The organism is Pseudomonas sp. H3_E04, from assembly GCF_054668915.1.
Genome location: NZ_CP162797.1, coordinates 5,014,776 through 5,031,186 on the forward strand (window position 1 = coordinate 5,014,776; position 16,411 = coordinate 5,031,186).

A 16,411-nucleotide genomic window follows, 5' to 3' on the forward strand; every position below is an offset into this window, starting at 1 on the left:
GGTGTCGCTGATTGCCACAGTTGTATAGGCCCGGCGGCTACGTCGAGCGGGGTGACTGCCCGGCATCGACGCGCAGAGAATTTTTCGCCAAGGCAAAAATTCTCTGCGCAGTACGTCCATCGAAATATTCGCGCCAGATGCGGACGTGTTCGCGCCCCGCCCGTTCTTCTGCGCGCTGTGATGAGCTGCCCATGCGGCTTTGCTCAAGGGTTTTCAGATGGGCGCCTCGCACATTGAAGCTCAGATCTTCCGTGTCCTTGGCCGGATAATGGAAATGTGCATGCCAGAGATCTTTGTTACTCATGGCGTCGATGAGCGAATAGACGTCCAGAAAGTCTTGTTCGCCGTCTTTCTTTCGATCGCCATGCTTGCGCACTTTTATCTGCCCTTTGTCGATCAGGTAAATCAGCCTGTCGATGCTCAGGAAATCCTTGTCCTTGTAGATCCGCAGGCGAATCTCTTCGCCGACGTCTTGCAGGCGCTGACTCTGCAGCTCGAGATTCCGGATCAGCGGCGCAACATTGGCATCGGCCGTTTCAAGCTGCCTTAGCTGGAGCGCGGTGCCTTCGAGTACTCTGGCTTTGGCCTCAAGCGCTTCGACGATGTTGTCCGGATTGTTTTTGTTGCGCTCCTGCTTGAGGGCAGCATCCACGTACGAGTCGCACTGCCGCAAAAGATGCCTGGCCTCGGCGCTGAGAGCAGCCCCGCGTTTGTGCTGAACCGTTGGTGCCTGGCGCCACTCTCCGTCTTTGCGCTCATAAGTCTGTGCCGGCCGGGTCGGATCGAAGGGGTCGCGCACGTCAATGACTTCTTCTCCCCGGTCGGTACGTCGAGGGTGGCCGACATTGATCCTGGAGATGCCGTTTTTTTTCGCGCGAAAAAGTCGCCAGGGTCTTGCATCAGGGCCGCTTCTGTCTTGCTGTGGGACGAAGTCGAAGTCAATCGGTTGCTCATGAAAGGGCTGTGCCAGCCTTTCGGACTGTTCGTTGTAGTCGCGGGTCAGGCGAGTGGCCAGCGTTTGCTCGAATGTGTTGATTTCCACATTGATCTCATTGCGTGAGGTCTCGTGCACAGGCCCGACGGGCAGTTCCAGCCGGTCGTACCAGTCGCGGATGGCTGCACATTGTTGTGACAGGCCACTGAGCACAGAAGCGTGTGAAGCGGGGGGAATGCTGTCGAGCGCCGCGTAGATGTACGTCACCTGACCGAACTGGACGGCGAGATCAGAAGCCTGAGGGGCATCGCCACTCGATTGGGGGTTATCCAGGAGCACGCTTTTCGTCAGGATCCACGAGGCAACTACGTTATGTATATCCTTCGGTGAAATGATGTCCTGGCCCAAATCGTCTGCCGAGACCTTCCATTTTTTCATCAGGTTGTCGGCAATGACCTGGCGCTTCTTCATGCGGTGCAGCAATCGGCCGAGGAAACTGACCGTCCGTGGCAGCCGCTGAGGGTGCAGATCAAGCAATGGTCCTTGCAGTGAGCGGCGAGTCAGGCCAAATTCTATGAGCTGCTGGTGGGCGAACATTTGCCCTTTGTGCAGGGCGATCACGTCGTTTTTATACTCATCCTTCGTCCTCACCAATCTGATGGCTGATTTGTTGCGCTCATAGTATTTCAGGGCTCTGTCCAGTCGCATCAGCTCCTCGCGACTGTGCCATTCGCGGTTCACAATGGCAGTCAATTGGAGGCTTAACTCGCCAATACCCACCCTGCCATTTTCACCCACCAGGTCCTTCACCTCCGTCCACGCGTCCAGCAGCCGCTGACGTTCGACGTGGTCGTGGTTGATGTGATAGTGAATGCCGGCAAGTTCAGCCTTCATTTCCATGTACTCAAATGCCGCACCGGAAGGTTGGGCGACTCTTCGCGGCATACCCGCAGCACCGAAGACATTGGTGCCCCGCCATCCGTGGTGCTTATCGAAAACAATGGGTTCCGACCGGCCGGGACGAGAGGCCACGTAGATATTGTTCTCGTGGGTGGCGACCGGGTCTTCGGCGCGAACGATGCGCATCACTGTCCTGCGCGGCGTCGACGCGTCCAGGTCGTGCAGGACCTGATAGGCACGTTGTTCGATGACGACGTAGAGCTTGCCATTGAGGCGGTACAGTCGATCCCTGCCCGGATCGACCGTGCTGAAATCCAGGTCGGTACGAAACGCCTGCAGACGCGTGGTCGATAGCGGGTAGATCAATGGCGCCACGGGTTCAACCGGGCGCCAGAGCGAGCCGTCGGCGTCCGGCTGTAAAACCGGCCCCGAAGGGTTTAATTCGCTGGGTAATTTCGCGCGATAGAGGCCGCTGACGGGGTCTGCTGCGATCTGTACCGTACCGCCATCCGGCAGGTCCACATACTGACGTCCCTTGAACAGGGAAATACCCTGGGCGTCGGGGGCCGGGAGCACGGCCAGCGACGTGATCCGGTAATCCTTCAGCGAGCGTGGTTGCGTGACCGCTGCTGATGCTGAACGGCCAATCGGGTTGACCGATATCAGCGGCGGCACAGAGGTAATGCTGGTATGCACCGTATCGGGCGACGTATGCGTCGCTGCTGAAGGCAGGCGGCTGGTGGGCGTGTGCGCCACCTCGCCATCGAAAGGTAGTCGAAAAACGGAGAGGGGCGTCGGTTCGCTGAGTCGCGGCACATGCACCGAGACCGTTGTTGCGCCTCTGATGGGCGGTTTGATGGGCATTGGATGTCATCCTTTAACGTTTCACGCTGCGCCATTCCCCAAATGGAGGCGACAGGCGGTCGGCTTCCTTGCCGTTTCGTGTGTCGTGCGTTCAATTCAAAAGCGTAATGTCAGCCCGGCATGACGAGGCGGGCGGGTTCATGGAGAAACCGACCATTGCCGTCGGAATTGGTCAAAATTTGTGCTATATTCCGCGCCCGCGATTTTTCACTTCAACACCGGTCGTCGACATGCAAGCAGCCAAGCCGTTATTTGACTATCCAAAATATTGGGCCGAATGTTTCGGGCCAGCGCCATTCCTGCCGATGAGCAGGGAGGAGATGGATCAGCTTGGCTGGGATTCGTGTGACATCATCATTGTTACCGGAGATGCCTACGTCGATCATCCGTCGTTCGGCATGGCAATCATTGGCCGGCTGCTGGAGTCGCAAGGCTTCCGCGTCGGGATCATTGCGCAGCCGAACTGGCAGTCCAAAGACGACTTCATGAAGCTCGGCGAGCCGAACCTGTTCTTCGGCGTCGCGGCGGGCAACATGGACTCGATGATCAACCGCTACACCGCGGACAAGAAAATCCGTTCCGATGACGCGTACACCCCCGGCGGCATGGCCGGCAAGCGTCCGGATCGCGCGAGCCTGGTCTACAGCCAGCGCTGCAAGGAAGCCTACAAGCACGTGCCGATCGTGCTCGGCGGCATCGAAGCCTCTTTGCGCCGCATCGCCCACTACGACTACTGGCAGGATCGCGTGCGCAATTCGATCCTGATCGACGCCAGCGCCGACATTCTGCTTTACGGCAACGCTGAACGGGCGATCGTTGAAGTCGCCCAGCGCCTGTCGTGGGGCCACAAGATCGAAGACATCACCGACGTGCGCGGCACCGCGTTCATCCGTCGTGACACGCCGCAGGGCTGGTACGAAGTCGACTCCACGCGCATCGACCGTCCGGGCAGGGTCGACAAGATCATCAATCCGTACGTGAACACCCAGGACACCCAGGCCTGCGCCATTGAGCAGGAAAAGGGCCCGGTCGAAGATCCGCAGGAAGCCAAGGTTGTGCAGATCCTGGCCAGCCCGCGCATGACCCGCGACAAGACCGTGATCCGCTTGCCGTCGATGGAGAAGGTGCGTAACGACCCGGTGCTGTACGCCCACGCCAACCGCGTGTTGCACCTGGAAACCAACCCGGGCAACGCCCGCGCGCTGGTGCAGAAGCATGGCGAGGTGGATGTCTGGTTCAACCCGCCGCCGATTCCGATGACCACTGAAGAAATGGACTACGTGTTCGGCATGCCTTACGCCCGTGTGCCGCACCCGGCGTACGGCAAGGAGAAGATCCCGGCCTACGACATGATCCGTTTCTCGGTGAACATCATGCGTGGCTGCTTTGGTGGCTGCACCTTCTGCTCGATCACCGAGCACGAAGGTCGCATCATCCAGAACCGTTCCGAAGAGTCGATCATTCGCGAAATCGAAGAGATCCGCGACAAGGTCCCAGGCTTCACCGGCGTCATTTCCGACCTCGGCGGCCCGACTGCGAACATGTACCGCATCGCCTGCAAGAGTCCGGAAATCGAATCCGCATGCCGCAAGCCGTCCTGTGTGTTCCCGGGCATTTGTCCGAACCTGAACACCGACCATTCGTCGTTGATTCAGCTGTACCGCAGCGCTCGTGCGCTGCCGGGTGTGAAGAAGATTCTGATCGCTTCCGGCCTGCGCTACGACCTCGCCGTCGAGTCGCCGGAGTACGTCAAGGAGCTGGTGACCCACCACGTCGGTGGCTACCTGAAGATCGCCCCGGAGCACACCGAGGAAGGTCCGCTCAACCAGATGATGAAGCCGGGCATCGGCAGCTATGACAAGTTCAAGCGCATGTTCGAGAAGTACACCAAGGAAGCAGGCAAGGAGCAGTACCTGATTCCGTACTTCATCGCCGCCCACCCGGGCACTACCGACGAAGACATGATGAACCTCGCCCTGTGGCTCAAGGGTAACGGCTTCCGTGCCGACCAGGTGCAGGCGTTCTACCCGTCGCCGATGGCCACCGCCACGGCGATGTACCACTCGGGCAAGAACCCGCTGCGCAAGGTGACGTACAAGAGCGACGGCGTGACCATCGTCAAGAGCGAAGATCAGCGTCGCCTGCACAAGGCGTTCTTGCGTTATCACGACCCGAAAGGCTGGCCGATGCTGCGTGAAGCGCTGATCCGCATGGGCCGCGCCGATCTGATCGGGCCGGGCAAGGATCAACTGATCCCGGCGCATCAGCCAGCCACCGACAGCTACCAGAGCGCCCGTCGCAAGAACTCGACGCCGGCCGGCAGCCACAAGGTCGCCAAAGAGAAGACCACCAAGATTCTCACCCAGCACACCGGTCTGCCGCCGCGTGCCAGTGATGGCGGTAATCCGTGGGACAAGCGTGAACAGGCCAAGGCTGCGGCGTTCGCCCGCAACCAGCAGGCGGCCAAGGAGCGCAAGGATGCGGCCAAAGGCAAAGGGCCGAAGCCGACGCGCAAGCCAGTCGTGCCGCGCTAAACACTGTTTGAGCTGAGCAGAACGCCAACCTTCGGGTTGGCGTTTTGCATTTCCGGCCTCGGGAAATGAGTTGTTGCCGCTGGCCTCTTCGCGAGCAGGCTCGCTCCCTCAGGAACGCATTCCATATGTGGGAGCGAGCCTGCTCGCGAAAGCGTCCGATCAAACACCGCATGACCAGCGTTCGCAACATTTGCGTGCAACTGAGTCCAAGCATTTCCTCGCATCGCCCGGTTTTGGTGCTGTACTGCCTTGAGCACTTCGCGAAAGCGCGCAAGCCTGTGCATGGCATAAGTCTTGCGCGCTTTCCCATACGCCCAAGGCTCGCAGGAGGCACGCCGTGTCGATTCATGTCGCATTGCATCACGTCACGCATTATCGCTACGACCGCGCTGTCGAACTCGGCCCGCAGATCGTCCGCCTGCGCCCGGCGCCTCACAGTCGCACGCGGATTCTGTCCTATGCGCTGAAAGTCTCGCCCGAGCAGCATTTCATCAACTGGCAGCAGGACCCCCAAGGCAATTACCTGGCGCGTCTTGTGTTCCCCGAAAAAACCTCCGAGCTGCGCATCGAAGTCGATCTGGTAGCGGAAATGGCGGTGTTCAATCCGTTCGACTTCTTCCTCGAACCGTATGCGGAAAAAATCCCTTTCAACTACGCCGCCGACGAGCGCAAGGAGCTGGCGCCGTACCTCGAAACACTGCCGCTCACCCCGACCTTCAAGACTTACCTGGACAGCATCGACCGCACGCCGCTGCCTGCGGTGGATTTTCTGGTGGCGCTCAATCAGCGCCTCAGCGAAGACATCGGCTACCTGATTCGCATGGAGCCCGGCGTGCAGACCCCGGAGCACACGCTTCAGCATGCCTCCGGTTCCTGCCGTGATTCGGCATGGTTGTTGGTGCAGCTGTTGCGCAATCTCGGTCTGGCGGCGCGGTTTGTTTCCGGTTACCTGATTCAACTGACCGCCGATGTGAAAAGCCTCGACGGCCCGTCCGGTACCGACGTCGACTTCACCGACCTGCATGCCTGGTGCGAGGTGTATCTGCCGGGCGCCGGCTGGATCGGCCTCGACGCCACATCCGGGCTGTTCGCCGGGGAGGGGCACATCCCGTTGGCCTGCAGTCCCGATCCGTCCTCGGCGGCGCCGATCAGTGGTCTGGTCGAACCTTGCGAGACGCAGTTCAGCCATGAAATGTCGGTCGAGCGAATCTGGGAAGCGCCACGAGTCACCAAGCCCTATACCGATGAACAGTGGCGGGCGATCCAGGCACTGGGCCGGCAGATCGATGCCGATCTGCTCGAAGGCGATGTGCGCCTGACCATGGGCGGCGAGCCGACCTTCGTCTCCATCGACGACCCGGACGGCGCCGAATGGAACACCGCCGCGCTGGGGCCGGACAAGCGTCGGCTGTCCGCCGAACTGTTCCAGCGCATGCGCAAGCAATACGCTCCGCAGGGGCTGGTGCATTTCGGCCAGGGCAAGTGGTATCCCGGTGAGCAGTTGCCGCGCTGGTCGCTCAATTGTTATTGGCGCCGCGATGGTCAGCCGATCTGGCACAACGACGCGTTGATCGCCGACGAACAGCAGGACTATGGCGCCGACGGCGAACTGGCCGGGCGCTTTCTGGCCAGTGTTGCCGAGCGCCTGAAGTTGCCTGCACGCTTTGTGTTCCCGGCTTACGAGGATCATCTCTATTACCTCTGGCGCGAGGGCGCGTTGCCCGGCAACGTCAGCGCCGAAGATTCGCGCCTGGAAGAGCCATTGGAGCGCGCGCGATTGCACAAGGTCTTCAGTCAGGGCCTGAACAAGGTGATCGGCCAGGTGCTGCCGCTGGCACGCACGGCCAAGGGCGATCAATGGCAGAGCGGGCGTTGGTATCTGCGCGATGAGCACTGTCGCTTGGTGCCGGGGGATTCGCCGCTGGGTTATCGCTTGCCGCTGGCCTCGCAGCCGTGGGTGACAGCGGCAGAATATCCGTTCATCCATCCCAACGATCCGAATCAGGACTTAGCCGAGCTGCCGGATGCCGCGCAGCTTGGTGTTCACGGCGAACCTGCGGCGCTGGATGACCGCGTGCCGAAAATCGATGAGTCCGCCGACTGGCTGACCCGCACCGCATTCTGTGCCGAGGCCCGCGAAGGGCGGCTGTACCTGTTCATGCCGCCGCTGGAGCGTGTCGAGGATTATCTGCAGCTGGTGTCGGCCATCGAGGCCACTGCCGAAGAGTTACGTTGTCCGGTGTTGCTGGAGGGCTATGAGCCGCCGAGTGATCCGCGCCTGAGCAATTTCCGTGTCACTCCGGACCCGGGCGTGATCGAGGTCAACGTGCAGCCATCGGCGACCTGGGACGAGTTGGTCGAGCGCACCGAGTTTCTCTACGAACAGGCGCGGCAAACCCGCCTGACCACCGAGAAGTTCATGATCGACGGGCGCCACACCGGCACCGGCGGTGGCAACCATTTCGTCCTCGGCGGCGCGACACCGGCGGACTCACCGTTTCTGCGGCGGCCGGATCTGCTGCGCAGTCTGATCAGCTACTGGCACAACCATCCTTCGCTGTCGTACCTGTTTTCCGGGCTGTTCATTGGCCCGACGTCCCAGGCGCCACGGGTTGATGAGGCGCGCAATGACGCCTTGTACGAACTGGAAATCGCTTTCGCGCAGATGCCGGAGCCGGGCGAGGAATGTGCGCCGTGGCTGGTCGATCGGCTGTTGCGCAATCTACTGATCGATGTCACCGGCAATACCCATCGCGCCGAATTCTGCATCGACAAACTGTATTCACCGGACGGCGCCACCGGGCGTCTTGGCTTGCTGGAGCTGCGCGCTTTTGAAATGCCGCCCCATGCGCGCATGAGTCTGGCTCAGCAGTTGCTGCTACGGGCGCTGGTCGCGCGCTTTTGGCGCGAGCCTTATGCGCCGGCGAAACTGGCACGCTGGGGTACCGAGCTGCACGATCGCTTTCTGCTGCCGCACTTTATCGAAGAGGATTTCGCCGACGTCATCGTCGAACTCAACAATGCCGGTTATCCGTTGCGTGCGGAGTGGTTCGCGGCGCATCTGGAGTTTCGTTTTCCCAAGGTCGGCGACTACGCCGTCAATGGCATCGAGCTGGAGCTGCGTCAGGCGCTCGAACCCTGGCATGTGCTGGGCGAGGAGGGTGCGGCGGGCGGCACGGTGCGCTACGTCGATTCATCGCTGGAGCGCTTGCAGGTCAAGCTCAACGGCCTGCCGCCACAACGTTATCTGCTGACCTGCAATGGCGTCGCGGTACCGTTGCACCCGACCGGGCGGGTGGGTGAGTTTGTCGCTGGGGTGCGCTTTCGGGCCTGGCAACCAGCCAATTGTCTGCATCCGACCATACCGGTGCATGCGCCGTTGGTGTTCGACCTGCTCGATACCTGGATGGGGCGTTCGCTGGGCGGTTGCCAGTACCACGTCGCCCATCCCGGCGGGCGCAATTACGAAACATTGCCGGTCAATGCCAACGAAGCAGAGAGCCGGCGCATGGCGCGGTTTTTCCGCCTCGGACATACACCGGGCAAACTCCCGATACCGAAAGTTGAAGTCAGTGACGAGTTGCCGATGACCCTTGATCTGCGACGTTTCTGAAACCGGCATGACACGCGGATTTTGTGTATATCCGCGCGTCATGTGCCTGCGTTAGTCTGACCGTTCCCTGCTGTCTGCCGAGCTTTCCATGCCTGACCTGTTAGACCGCTACCCGCTGACTGCGGGCACCTATCACGAACTGCTCGACGGCAGCGGCGCAGTGCGTGCGCATTGGCAGCGGCTGTTCGATCAGTTGCAGCGCAGCAGCCCCGCGCAACTGGTGCAGCGTCAGGCCTTGCTGGCGCGGCAGATTCAGGAAAACGGCGTCACCTACAATGTCTATGCCGATCCCAAGGGCGCTGATCGGCCGTGGGAACTGGATCTGCTGCCCCATGTGATCGCGGCAGATGAATGGCAGCACTTGTCCGCCGGCATCGCTCAGCGCGCGCGCTTGCTCAATGCAGTGCTGGCGGATCTGTACGGTCCGCAACGGTTGATCAGCCAAGGCCTGCTGCCCGCCGAGCTGGTCTTCGGGCACAACAATTTTCTCTGGCCCTGTCAGGGCATTGCTCCGCCCGAGTCAGCTTTTTTGCATTTGTACGCCGTGGATCTGGCGCGCACGCCGGACGGTCGCTGGTGGGTCACTGCCGATCGCACACAGGCGCCGTCCGGTGCCGGCTATGCGCTGGAAAACCGCACCATCGTCTCCCGTGCCTTTCCTGATTTGTACCGTGATCTCAAGGTGCAGCATCTGGCCGGATTCTTCCGCACCTTGCAGGAAACTTTGGCGCGTCAGGCTCCTGATGGCGATGACGCACCGCTGGTGGTACTGCTGACGCCGGGGCGGTTCAACGAAAGTTATTTCGAGCATCTGTATCTGGCCCGTCAGCTCGGCTACCCGCTGGTCGAGGGCGGTGATCTGACTGTGCGCAATGCCACGGTGTACCTGAAAACCCTCAGCGGCCTGCGCCGGGTGCACGCGATCATGCGCCGCCTCGACGATGATTTCTGCGATCCGCTGGAACTGCGAACCGACTCGGCGCTTGGCGTCCCCGGCCTGCTTGAAGCGGTGCGTCAGGGACGGGTGCTGGTGGCCAATGCGCTCGGCAGCGGGGTGCTGGAATCGCCGGGCCTGCTGGGGTTTCTGCCGAAGATCAATCAATTCCTGTTCGGCGAAGAACTTATCCTGCCGTCGATCGCCACTTGGTGGTGCGGTGAAGCGCCAGTGCTGGCGCAGGCGCTGGAAAAACTTCCGGGCCTGTTGATCAAACCGGCGTTTCCGTCGCAAAGCTTCGCCCCGGTGTTTGGCCGTGATTTGAGCGACAGTCAGCGCCTGGAACTGGCGCAGCGTATGCAGGCGCGGCCTTATGCCTATGTCGCGCAAGAGCTGGCGCAACTGTCGCAGGCGCCGGTCTGGCAAGCCGAAGACGGTCATCTGCAACCCCGCGCGATCGGTATGCGCATGTATGCGGTTGCCAGCCACGACGGCTACCGCGTGTTGCCGGGTGGTCTGACCCGAGTGGCGGCCGAAGCCGATGCCGAAGTCGTGTCGATGCAGCGCGGCGGGGCGAGCAAGGACACCTGGGTGCTCAGCGACCGTGCGCCGAGCGGCGAGCAATGGAAGGCGCAGCGCAATGTCGGCGTGCACGATCTGGTGCGGCGCGATCCATATCTGCCGTCGCGGGTGGTGGAAAACCTGTTCTGGTTCGGCCGCTACTGCGAGCGCTGCGACGACAGCGCGCGGCTGCTGCGCATCATGCTCACGCGTTACGTCGATGGCGATGATCCGCAAGCGTTGCAGGCGGCAGTCGATCTCGGTGAGCGCCTGGCGCTGTTGCCGGATGAAGGCGAACTGCCGGAGCGCCTGCTCGCTGCGCTGCTGGGCGAGGACTGGTCGTTCAGCCTGCGCTCCAACTTGCAGCGCTTGCAGTGGGCGGCGTCACAAGTGCGCGGCAAGCTGTCCCGGGAAAACTGGCAGGCCCTGGTCGAGTTGCAGCGCGAGGCGCTGGAGCTGGAAGTCGATGAGCCGGACTTCGGCGAACTGCTGGATTTCCTCAACCGTCTGGTGATGTCGCTGGCGGCGCTGTCGGGGTTTGCCCTGGATGACATGACCCGCGACGAAGGTTGGCGTTTTCTGATGATCGGCCGACGCATCGAACGCTTGCAGTTTCTCAGCAGCAGCCTCGCCGCGTTTCTGCGCGGTGCGGGTGCGTTCGATCAGGCCGGGCTTGAGTGGTTGCTGGAGTTGGGTAACAGCAGCATCACCTATCGCTCGCGCTATCTGGCGGTGGCGCAACTGATTCCGGTGCTCGATCTGCTTTTGCTGGATGAGCAGAACCCCCACGCGGTGTTGTTTCAACTGAAACTGGTCACACGCACGCTGAAACGCCTGAACGACGACTTCGCCGCGCCTCGCGAAACCGCGCTGCCGCAACTGGTCGAGCGCCTGTCGCGGTTTGATCTCGGTTGTCTGGAGAATCCGCTGTTCGGCAAATCCAGCGTACGTGCCGCGCTGGATGGTCTGGCCGATCTGTTGCAGGAAATCGCCGAGGCCAGCGGCCAGGTCTCGGATCGTCTGGCCCTGCGCCATTTCGCTCATGTCGATGATGTCAGCCAGCGAACGGTGTCCGTGTGATGAGCGCTCAATATCAGATCTTCCACGACACCTGTTATCACTACGACAGCCCGGTTTCCCTCGCACAGCAACTGGCGCACCTGTGGCCGCGCGAATGCAGCTGGCAGCGCTGCACCGAGCAGCAACTGTTGATCAGTCCCGAGCCGACCATGCGCCGCGATGAACTGGACGTGTTCGGCAATCCGCTGACGCGCTTGGCCTTTGAGCGGCCCCATGACCAATTGCAGGTCAACGCCCGGCTGACGGTCGAGGTGCTGGCGCGGCCGGCGCTGGATTTCAATCAGTCGCCGCCGTGGGAGCAGACCCGCGATGCGCTGACCTACAGCAGTCAGCCGTTGTCCGCCGACTTGCTCGAAGCCTGTCGCTACCGGTTCCAGTCACCCTATGTGCATTTGAAGCGCAGCTTCGTCGAGTTCTCGCAAAGCTGCTTTGCGCCGGGGCGACCATTGCTGCTCGGCGTGCAAGCGCTGATGCAGAAGATATTCAGCGAATTCACCTTCGATGCCGAAGCCACCCAAGTGGCGACGCCGCTGGTGGAGGTGCTGGAGCGCCGCCGTGGGGTCTGTCAGGACTTTGCCCATCTGATGCTGGCCTGCCTGCGCTCGCGCGGTCTGGCGGCGCGTTATATCAGCGGCTACCTACTGACGCAGCCGCCGCCGGGGCAACCACGCCTGATCGGCGCCGACGCCTCGCATGCGTGGGTATCGGTGTTCTGCCCGGTATCGGGATGGGTGGATTTCGATCCGACCAACAATGTGCAGCCAGCGCTGGAACACATCACGTTGGCGTGGGGAAGGGATTTCTCCGATGTGTCGCCCCTGCGTGGGGTGATTCTCGGTGGCGGTAATCACGACCCGGAAGTGCGGGTTACGGTGATGCCTCAGAATTGATGAGTTTTCAGATGTGGGAGCGAGCCTGCTCGCGAAAGCGTCAGGTCAGCCAATAGATTTGTAACAGATACACCGCTTTCGCGAGCAGGCTCGCTCCCACAGGGAATTTTGGTGCGTCATGGAGAAAGCAGGGCTGTGAGGGCCGGCAGCAAAAGTGCCAGCCCCGTCACAAATCCGCAGGGTCTGATTCGATCATCAAACCCGGTGGGGCTCAGGCGTCGGGCGTCTGATCTTTCGGTGCATCGGTTGCATCAACATCATCATCGGTCGCCACTTCACCGTCAGGGTTCAGTGCCGCTTCTTCAGCGGTTTGCTTCTTGCGCTGAAGCTTTTCCTCTTTCTTCTGTTCCTTTGCCAGGTCTCGTTGACGTTTGGCGAAGGAGTAATTGGGTTTGGCCATGGGCGATCCTCTTGGGTCGAAGGTGAGGTTGAGCGGCGCGTATTCTGCCCTGTATCGGTGTCCGGGGGTTAGCCGGGTTTTTGGTCGACCCACTTGGGCGTGACGGTCGGCTGCCACTGATCGAGGGCGTCGAGCAGGGAATCTGGCGATTCGCTCACTTGCAGCATGTCACGGTGTGGCGCGCGAACGAAGCCTTCGCCGACGATATGATCGAGAAAAGCCGTGAGTTTGCTGTAGAAACCGTTCACTTCCAGCAGGCCCAAAGGCTTGCCGTGGTATCCGAGCTGGCCCCAGGTCCAGACTTCGAACAGCTCTTCCAGCGTGCCAAGGCCGCCGGGCAGGGCGATGAATGCATCGCTGAGTTCGGCCATCCGCGCCTTGCGCGCATGCATGCCGTCGACCACTTCCAGGCGCGTCAGGCTCTTGTGGCCGATCTCTTTGTCCATCAGGCTTTGCGGAATGATGCCGATCACTTCGCCGCCAGCGGCCAGCGCGGCATCAGCAACAATGCCCATCAAGCCGACGGCGCCACCGCCGTAGACCAGCGTCAGATTACGCTCGGCCAGTGCCCGGCCAAGGGCGACGGCAGCTTCGGTATAAGCCGGCACGGTACCGGCATTGGCACCGCAAAACACACAAACGGATTTCAGCGACATGGGTTACTCCTGGGTCGATCAGTCGCACAGGGTAACGGCTGGCACGTCGCGCTCCAAGGACTAGACTTCGCGTTCGGGTGATTCAAAAGTACCGCTGGCGCCACAGGCGTAGGCGGCGAGCAAGCTGCACAACAGGCCGTTAAAGAACATGACAGGTACTCCGTTTCGTAGGTGGGCCGATCATAGGGCTGGCCGAACGAAATGGCCGTTAGATTGTGTCGATGAGTGTCATAGCCTGAAAGTTGTATACAATTTTTGACTCAAGTCATATGAACTTGCGATGATTTCAGGCAGTCTTTCCACCACTAGTGTTTTTGTTAACCCTGCCTTGGAGATTCACCATGTTTTCCAAAGTTGTTGCGGTATCCCTGCTGGCGCTGGCCAGCAGCCAATTGATGGCTGCCGAGTGCAAAACCACCGTTGATTCCACCGATCAGATGTCCTTCAACACCAAGGAAATCGTGATCGACAAGAGCTGCAAGACCTTCACCGTCGAACTGACCCACTCCGGCAGCCTGCCGAAGAACGTCATGGGCCATAACCTGGTGATCAGCAAAGAAGCTGACATGCAGCCGATTGCTACCGACGGCCTGGCAGCCGGTATCGACAAGAACTACCTGAAGGACGGCGACGCCCGCATCATCGCCCACACCAAGATCATCGGCGCCAAGGAAACCGACTCGGTGACCTTCGATGTGGCCAAGGTAGCTGACGGTGGCTACGGCTTCTTCTGCTCGTTCCCTGGCCATATCTCGATGATGAAAGGCACCATCGTCGTCAAATAAACCAGGCACAAAAAAGCGTCCCCCCGGGGACGCTTTTTTTGTGCAGGAGCTGCCGAAGGCTGCGATTTTTTGATCTTGATCTTAATAAAGGAAGATCAAAAGATCGCAGCCTCGTTGCACTCGTCAGCTCCTACCGGCTCCTACAGGCATTTCCATACCTCAAGGCGCAAACGGCATCACGCGCTTGTGATGAGTCTTGTTGTACGTATCGACGATGATCTTCGCCGCCTCGTCCCGCACCGTTTCCCCGTGCAGAAACGCATCGATCTCGGCATAGGTCACGCCGTGCGCCGCTTCGTCCGGCTTGCCCGGTGACAGGTCTTCCAGGTCAGCAGTCGGCACTTTCTCGACCAACGATTCCGGCGCGCCAAAACTACGGGCAATCGCACGCACCTGATTTTTCACCAGGCCGCTGAGCGGGGCGAGGTCACAGGCGCCGTCGCCGAATTTGGTGAAGAAACCCATCACCGCTTCCGCCGCGTGGTCGGTGCCAATCACCAGACCGCCTGCCACCCCGGCAATCGTGTACTGCGCCACCATGCGCATCCGCGCCTTGGTATTGCCCAGCACGAAATCCACCGACGCCGCCGGTTTGCCTTCGAACGCCGACACCTGAGCCGCCAGTGCCTTGACCGCCGGGCCGATGTTCACGGTGTGGATTTCATCAGGGCCGATGCAGTCGAGCGAGGCCTTGGCGTCGTGCTCGTCGAACTGGGTTTCGTAGGGCAGGCGCACGGCAATGAATTTGTAGCGGTCGTCGCCGGTTTTTTCGCGCAGTTCACGTATCGCGCGCTGGGCCAGGAGGCCGGCGGTCAGTGAGTCGACGCCGCCGCTGATGCCCAGCACCAGGGTCTTGAGCCCGGAATTGACCAGACAATCCTGAATGAACGTCAGGCGCCGGGCGACTTCGGCCTGCAGGGCCTGATCGTCGGCGAACGGTGGTTGCACCTTGAGCTGCTCAGCAATCTCACGCTGTACGGCTTGCATGAATTCACTCCTTGCTAGATAGACTGGATTCGGCAGGAACCTGAAACACATGTCGCAAATAGGCGACGAAATTCGGATCTTTGCAGTGGGTCTTGCCAGGCTCGTCGGAGATCTTCGCCACCGGCTGGCCGTTGCAGGCGGTCATTTTAAGCACGATGCTCATCGGTTCGACACCCGGGATGTCACAGGTGAGATTGGTACCGATGCCGAAGCTCACATTGATGCGACCGTGCAGCGCGCGGAAAATCTCCAACGATTTGGGCAGGGTCAGACTGTCGGAAAACACCAGGGTCTTGCTCATCGGGTCGATGCCGAGCTTGTGATAGTGCGCGATGCACTTTTCGCCCCAGGCCACCGGGTCCCCGGAATCATGGCGCAGCCCGTCGAAGAGTTTGGCGAAGAACAGATCGAAATCGCCAAGAAACGCATCGGTAGTGATGCAGTCGGTAAGGGCAATGCCGAGCAGGCCACGGTACTCGCGAACCCAGCAGTCGAGCGCGGCGATCTGGCTGTCAATCAGACGCGGGCCGAGCTGCTGATGGGCCATGATCCATTCGTGAGCCATGGTACCGAGCGGTTTCATGTCCAGCTCGCGGGATAGATGCACGTTGCTGGTGCCGACGAAGCGCCCTGGGAAATCGTGCTTGAGCACGTTGACCACTTCGGCCTGCACGCCAAAGGAAAAGCGCCGGCGCGTGCCGAAATCGGCGACCTGCAGTTGCGACAGCTCATCGGCCGAGGCGTTGGCGGTCAGCCAGTCGAACTTGCGATACAGCTGTTCGCGTGCCTGCTCCAGCGAAGTCTCCCGGTAGCGATAGCGATTGCGCACTTCGCTGACGATCGCCAGCAGCGGCACTTCGTAAAGGATCACGTGCAGCCATGGCCCGCGCAGACGGATGAACAACTCGCCGTTTTCGATGCCGGTGTGCAGGTAGCGCAGGTTGAAGCGGAACAGACCGAGGAAGCGCAGGAAGTCCGGTTTGAGGAAGCTGATGCGCTCGAGAAAGCTCAACTGATCGGCACTCAGGCTCAGCTCGGCCAGACGCTCGACCTGATGGCGGATCTCGGCCAGATACGGGCGCAGATCTTCGGCGTTGCGGCAGCGGAACTCCCATTCGACTTCGACGTTGGGGTAGTTGTGCAGCACCGCCTGCATCATCGTCAGCTTGTAGAAGTCGGTGTCGAGCAGGTTCTGCACGATGCGATCGGCAAACACACTCTCGCTCATAAACGGGTCTCCAGTTGCGCCGCGCCTGGCGCGGTCTAAATCGAT

10 protein-coding genes are annotated in these 16,411 nt (G+C 60.8%); 5 read left to right on the forward strand and 5 right to left on the reverse strand.

The genetic code is table 11. From position 1 onward, the window contains the following. Positions 1–37 precede the first annotated feature (37 nt). On the reverse strand, positions 38–2,698 hold the full coding sequence (locus tag AB4N53_RS22570; RefSeq protein ID WP_460123431.1) for a hypothetical protein: 2,661 nt from the start codon (positions 2,696–2,698) through the stop codon (positions 38–40). A 230-nt stretch (positions 2,699–2,928) separates the two neighbouring features. On the opposite strand from AB4N53_RS22570, the gene AB4N53_RS22575 reads away from it, so the two are divergent. The 4 genes from AB4N53_RS22575 (at position 2,929) to AB4N53_RS22590 (ending at position 12,310) form a co-directional block, all read left to right on the forward strand. Then, positions 2,929–5,232: a YgiQ family radical SAM protein gene (locus tag AB4N53_RS22575; protein WP_460123434.1), complete on the forward strand. Its 2,304-nt coding sequence runs from the start codon at positions 2,929–2,931 to the stop codon at positions 5,230–5,232. A gap of 337 nt (positions 5,233–5,569) precedes the next feature. Beyond that, positions 5,570–8,845, forward strand: coding sequence for a transglutaminase family protein (locus AB4N53_RS22580; protein ID WP_460123436.1), 3,276 nt, complete (start codon positions 5,570–5,572; stop codon positions 8,843–8,845). A gap of 88 nt (positions 8,846–8,933) precedes the next feature. After that, positions 8,934–11,420 carry a circularly permuted type 2 ATP-grasp protein gene (locus AB4N53_RS22585; protein ID WP_460123439.1) on the forward strand — a complete coding sequence of 829 codons (2,487 nt, stop codon included), beginning with the start codon at positions 8,934–8,936 and terminating at the stop codon, positions 11,418–11,420. Beyond that, positions 11,420–12,310: a transglutaminase family protein gene (locus tag AB4N53_RS22590; RefSeq protein ID WP_460123442.1), complete on the forward strand. Its 891-nt coding sequence runs from the start codon at positions 11,420–11,422 to the stop codon at positions 12,308–12,310. Before AB4N53_RS22585 ends, AB4N53_RS22590 begins: the two co-directional genes overlap by 1 nt. 211 nt (positions 12,311–12,521) lie before the next feature. On the opposite strand, the gene AB4N53_RS22595 is transcribed toward AB4N53_RS22590, so the two are convergent. Together AB4N53_RS22595 and AB4N53_RS22600 are read right to left on the reverse strand one after the other, a co-directional pair. Continuing rightward, positions 12,522–12,710: a hypothetical protein gene (locus AB4N53_RS22595; RefSeq protein ID WP_130910695.1), complete on the reverse strand. Its 189-nt coding sequence runs from the start codon at positions 12,708–12,710 to the stop codon at positions 12,522–12,524. 68 nt (positions 12,711–12,778) lie between these two features. Further along, a complete protein-coding gene (locus AB4N53_RS22600; protein ID WP_024011379.1) occupies positions 12,779–13,366 on the reverse strand; it encodes an LOG family protein in 588 nt (195 codons plus the stop codon). A gap of 341 nt (positions 13,367–13,707) precedes the next feature. Between AB4N53_RS22600 and azu the strand changes: the two genes are divergently transcribed. Beyond that, positions 13,708–14,151: an azurin gene (azu, locus tag AB4N53_RS22605; protein WP_016771925.1), complete on the forward strand. Its 444-nt coding sequence runs from the start codon at positions 13,708–13,710 to the stop codon at positions 14,149–14,151. 159 nt (positions 14,152–14,310) lie between these two features. Here the strand turns inward: azu and nadE are convergent, their stop codons facing one another. After that, positions 14,311–15,138 (reverse strand): ammonia-dependent NAD(+) synthetase, encoded by an 828-nt coding sequence (gene nadE / locus AB4N53_RS22610; RefSeq protein ID WP_460123445.1) that lies wholly within the window; start codon positions 15,136–15,138, stop codon positions 14,311–14,313. 4 nt (positions 15,139–15,142) lie between these two features. Beyond that, positions 15,143–16,366, reverse strand: coding sequence for a nicotinate phosphoribosyltransferase (gene pncB / locus AB4N53_RS22615; RefSeq protein ID WP_460123448.1), 1,224 nt, complete (start codon positions 16,364–16,366; stop codon positions 15,143–15,145). Between the last annotated feature and the right edge of the window lie 45 nt (positions 16,367–16,411).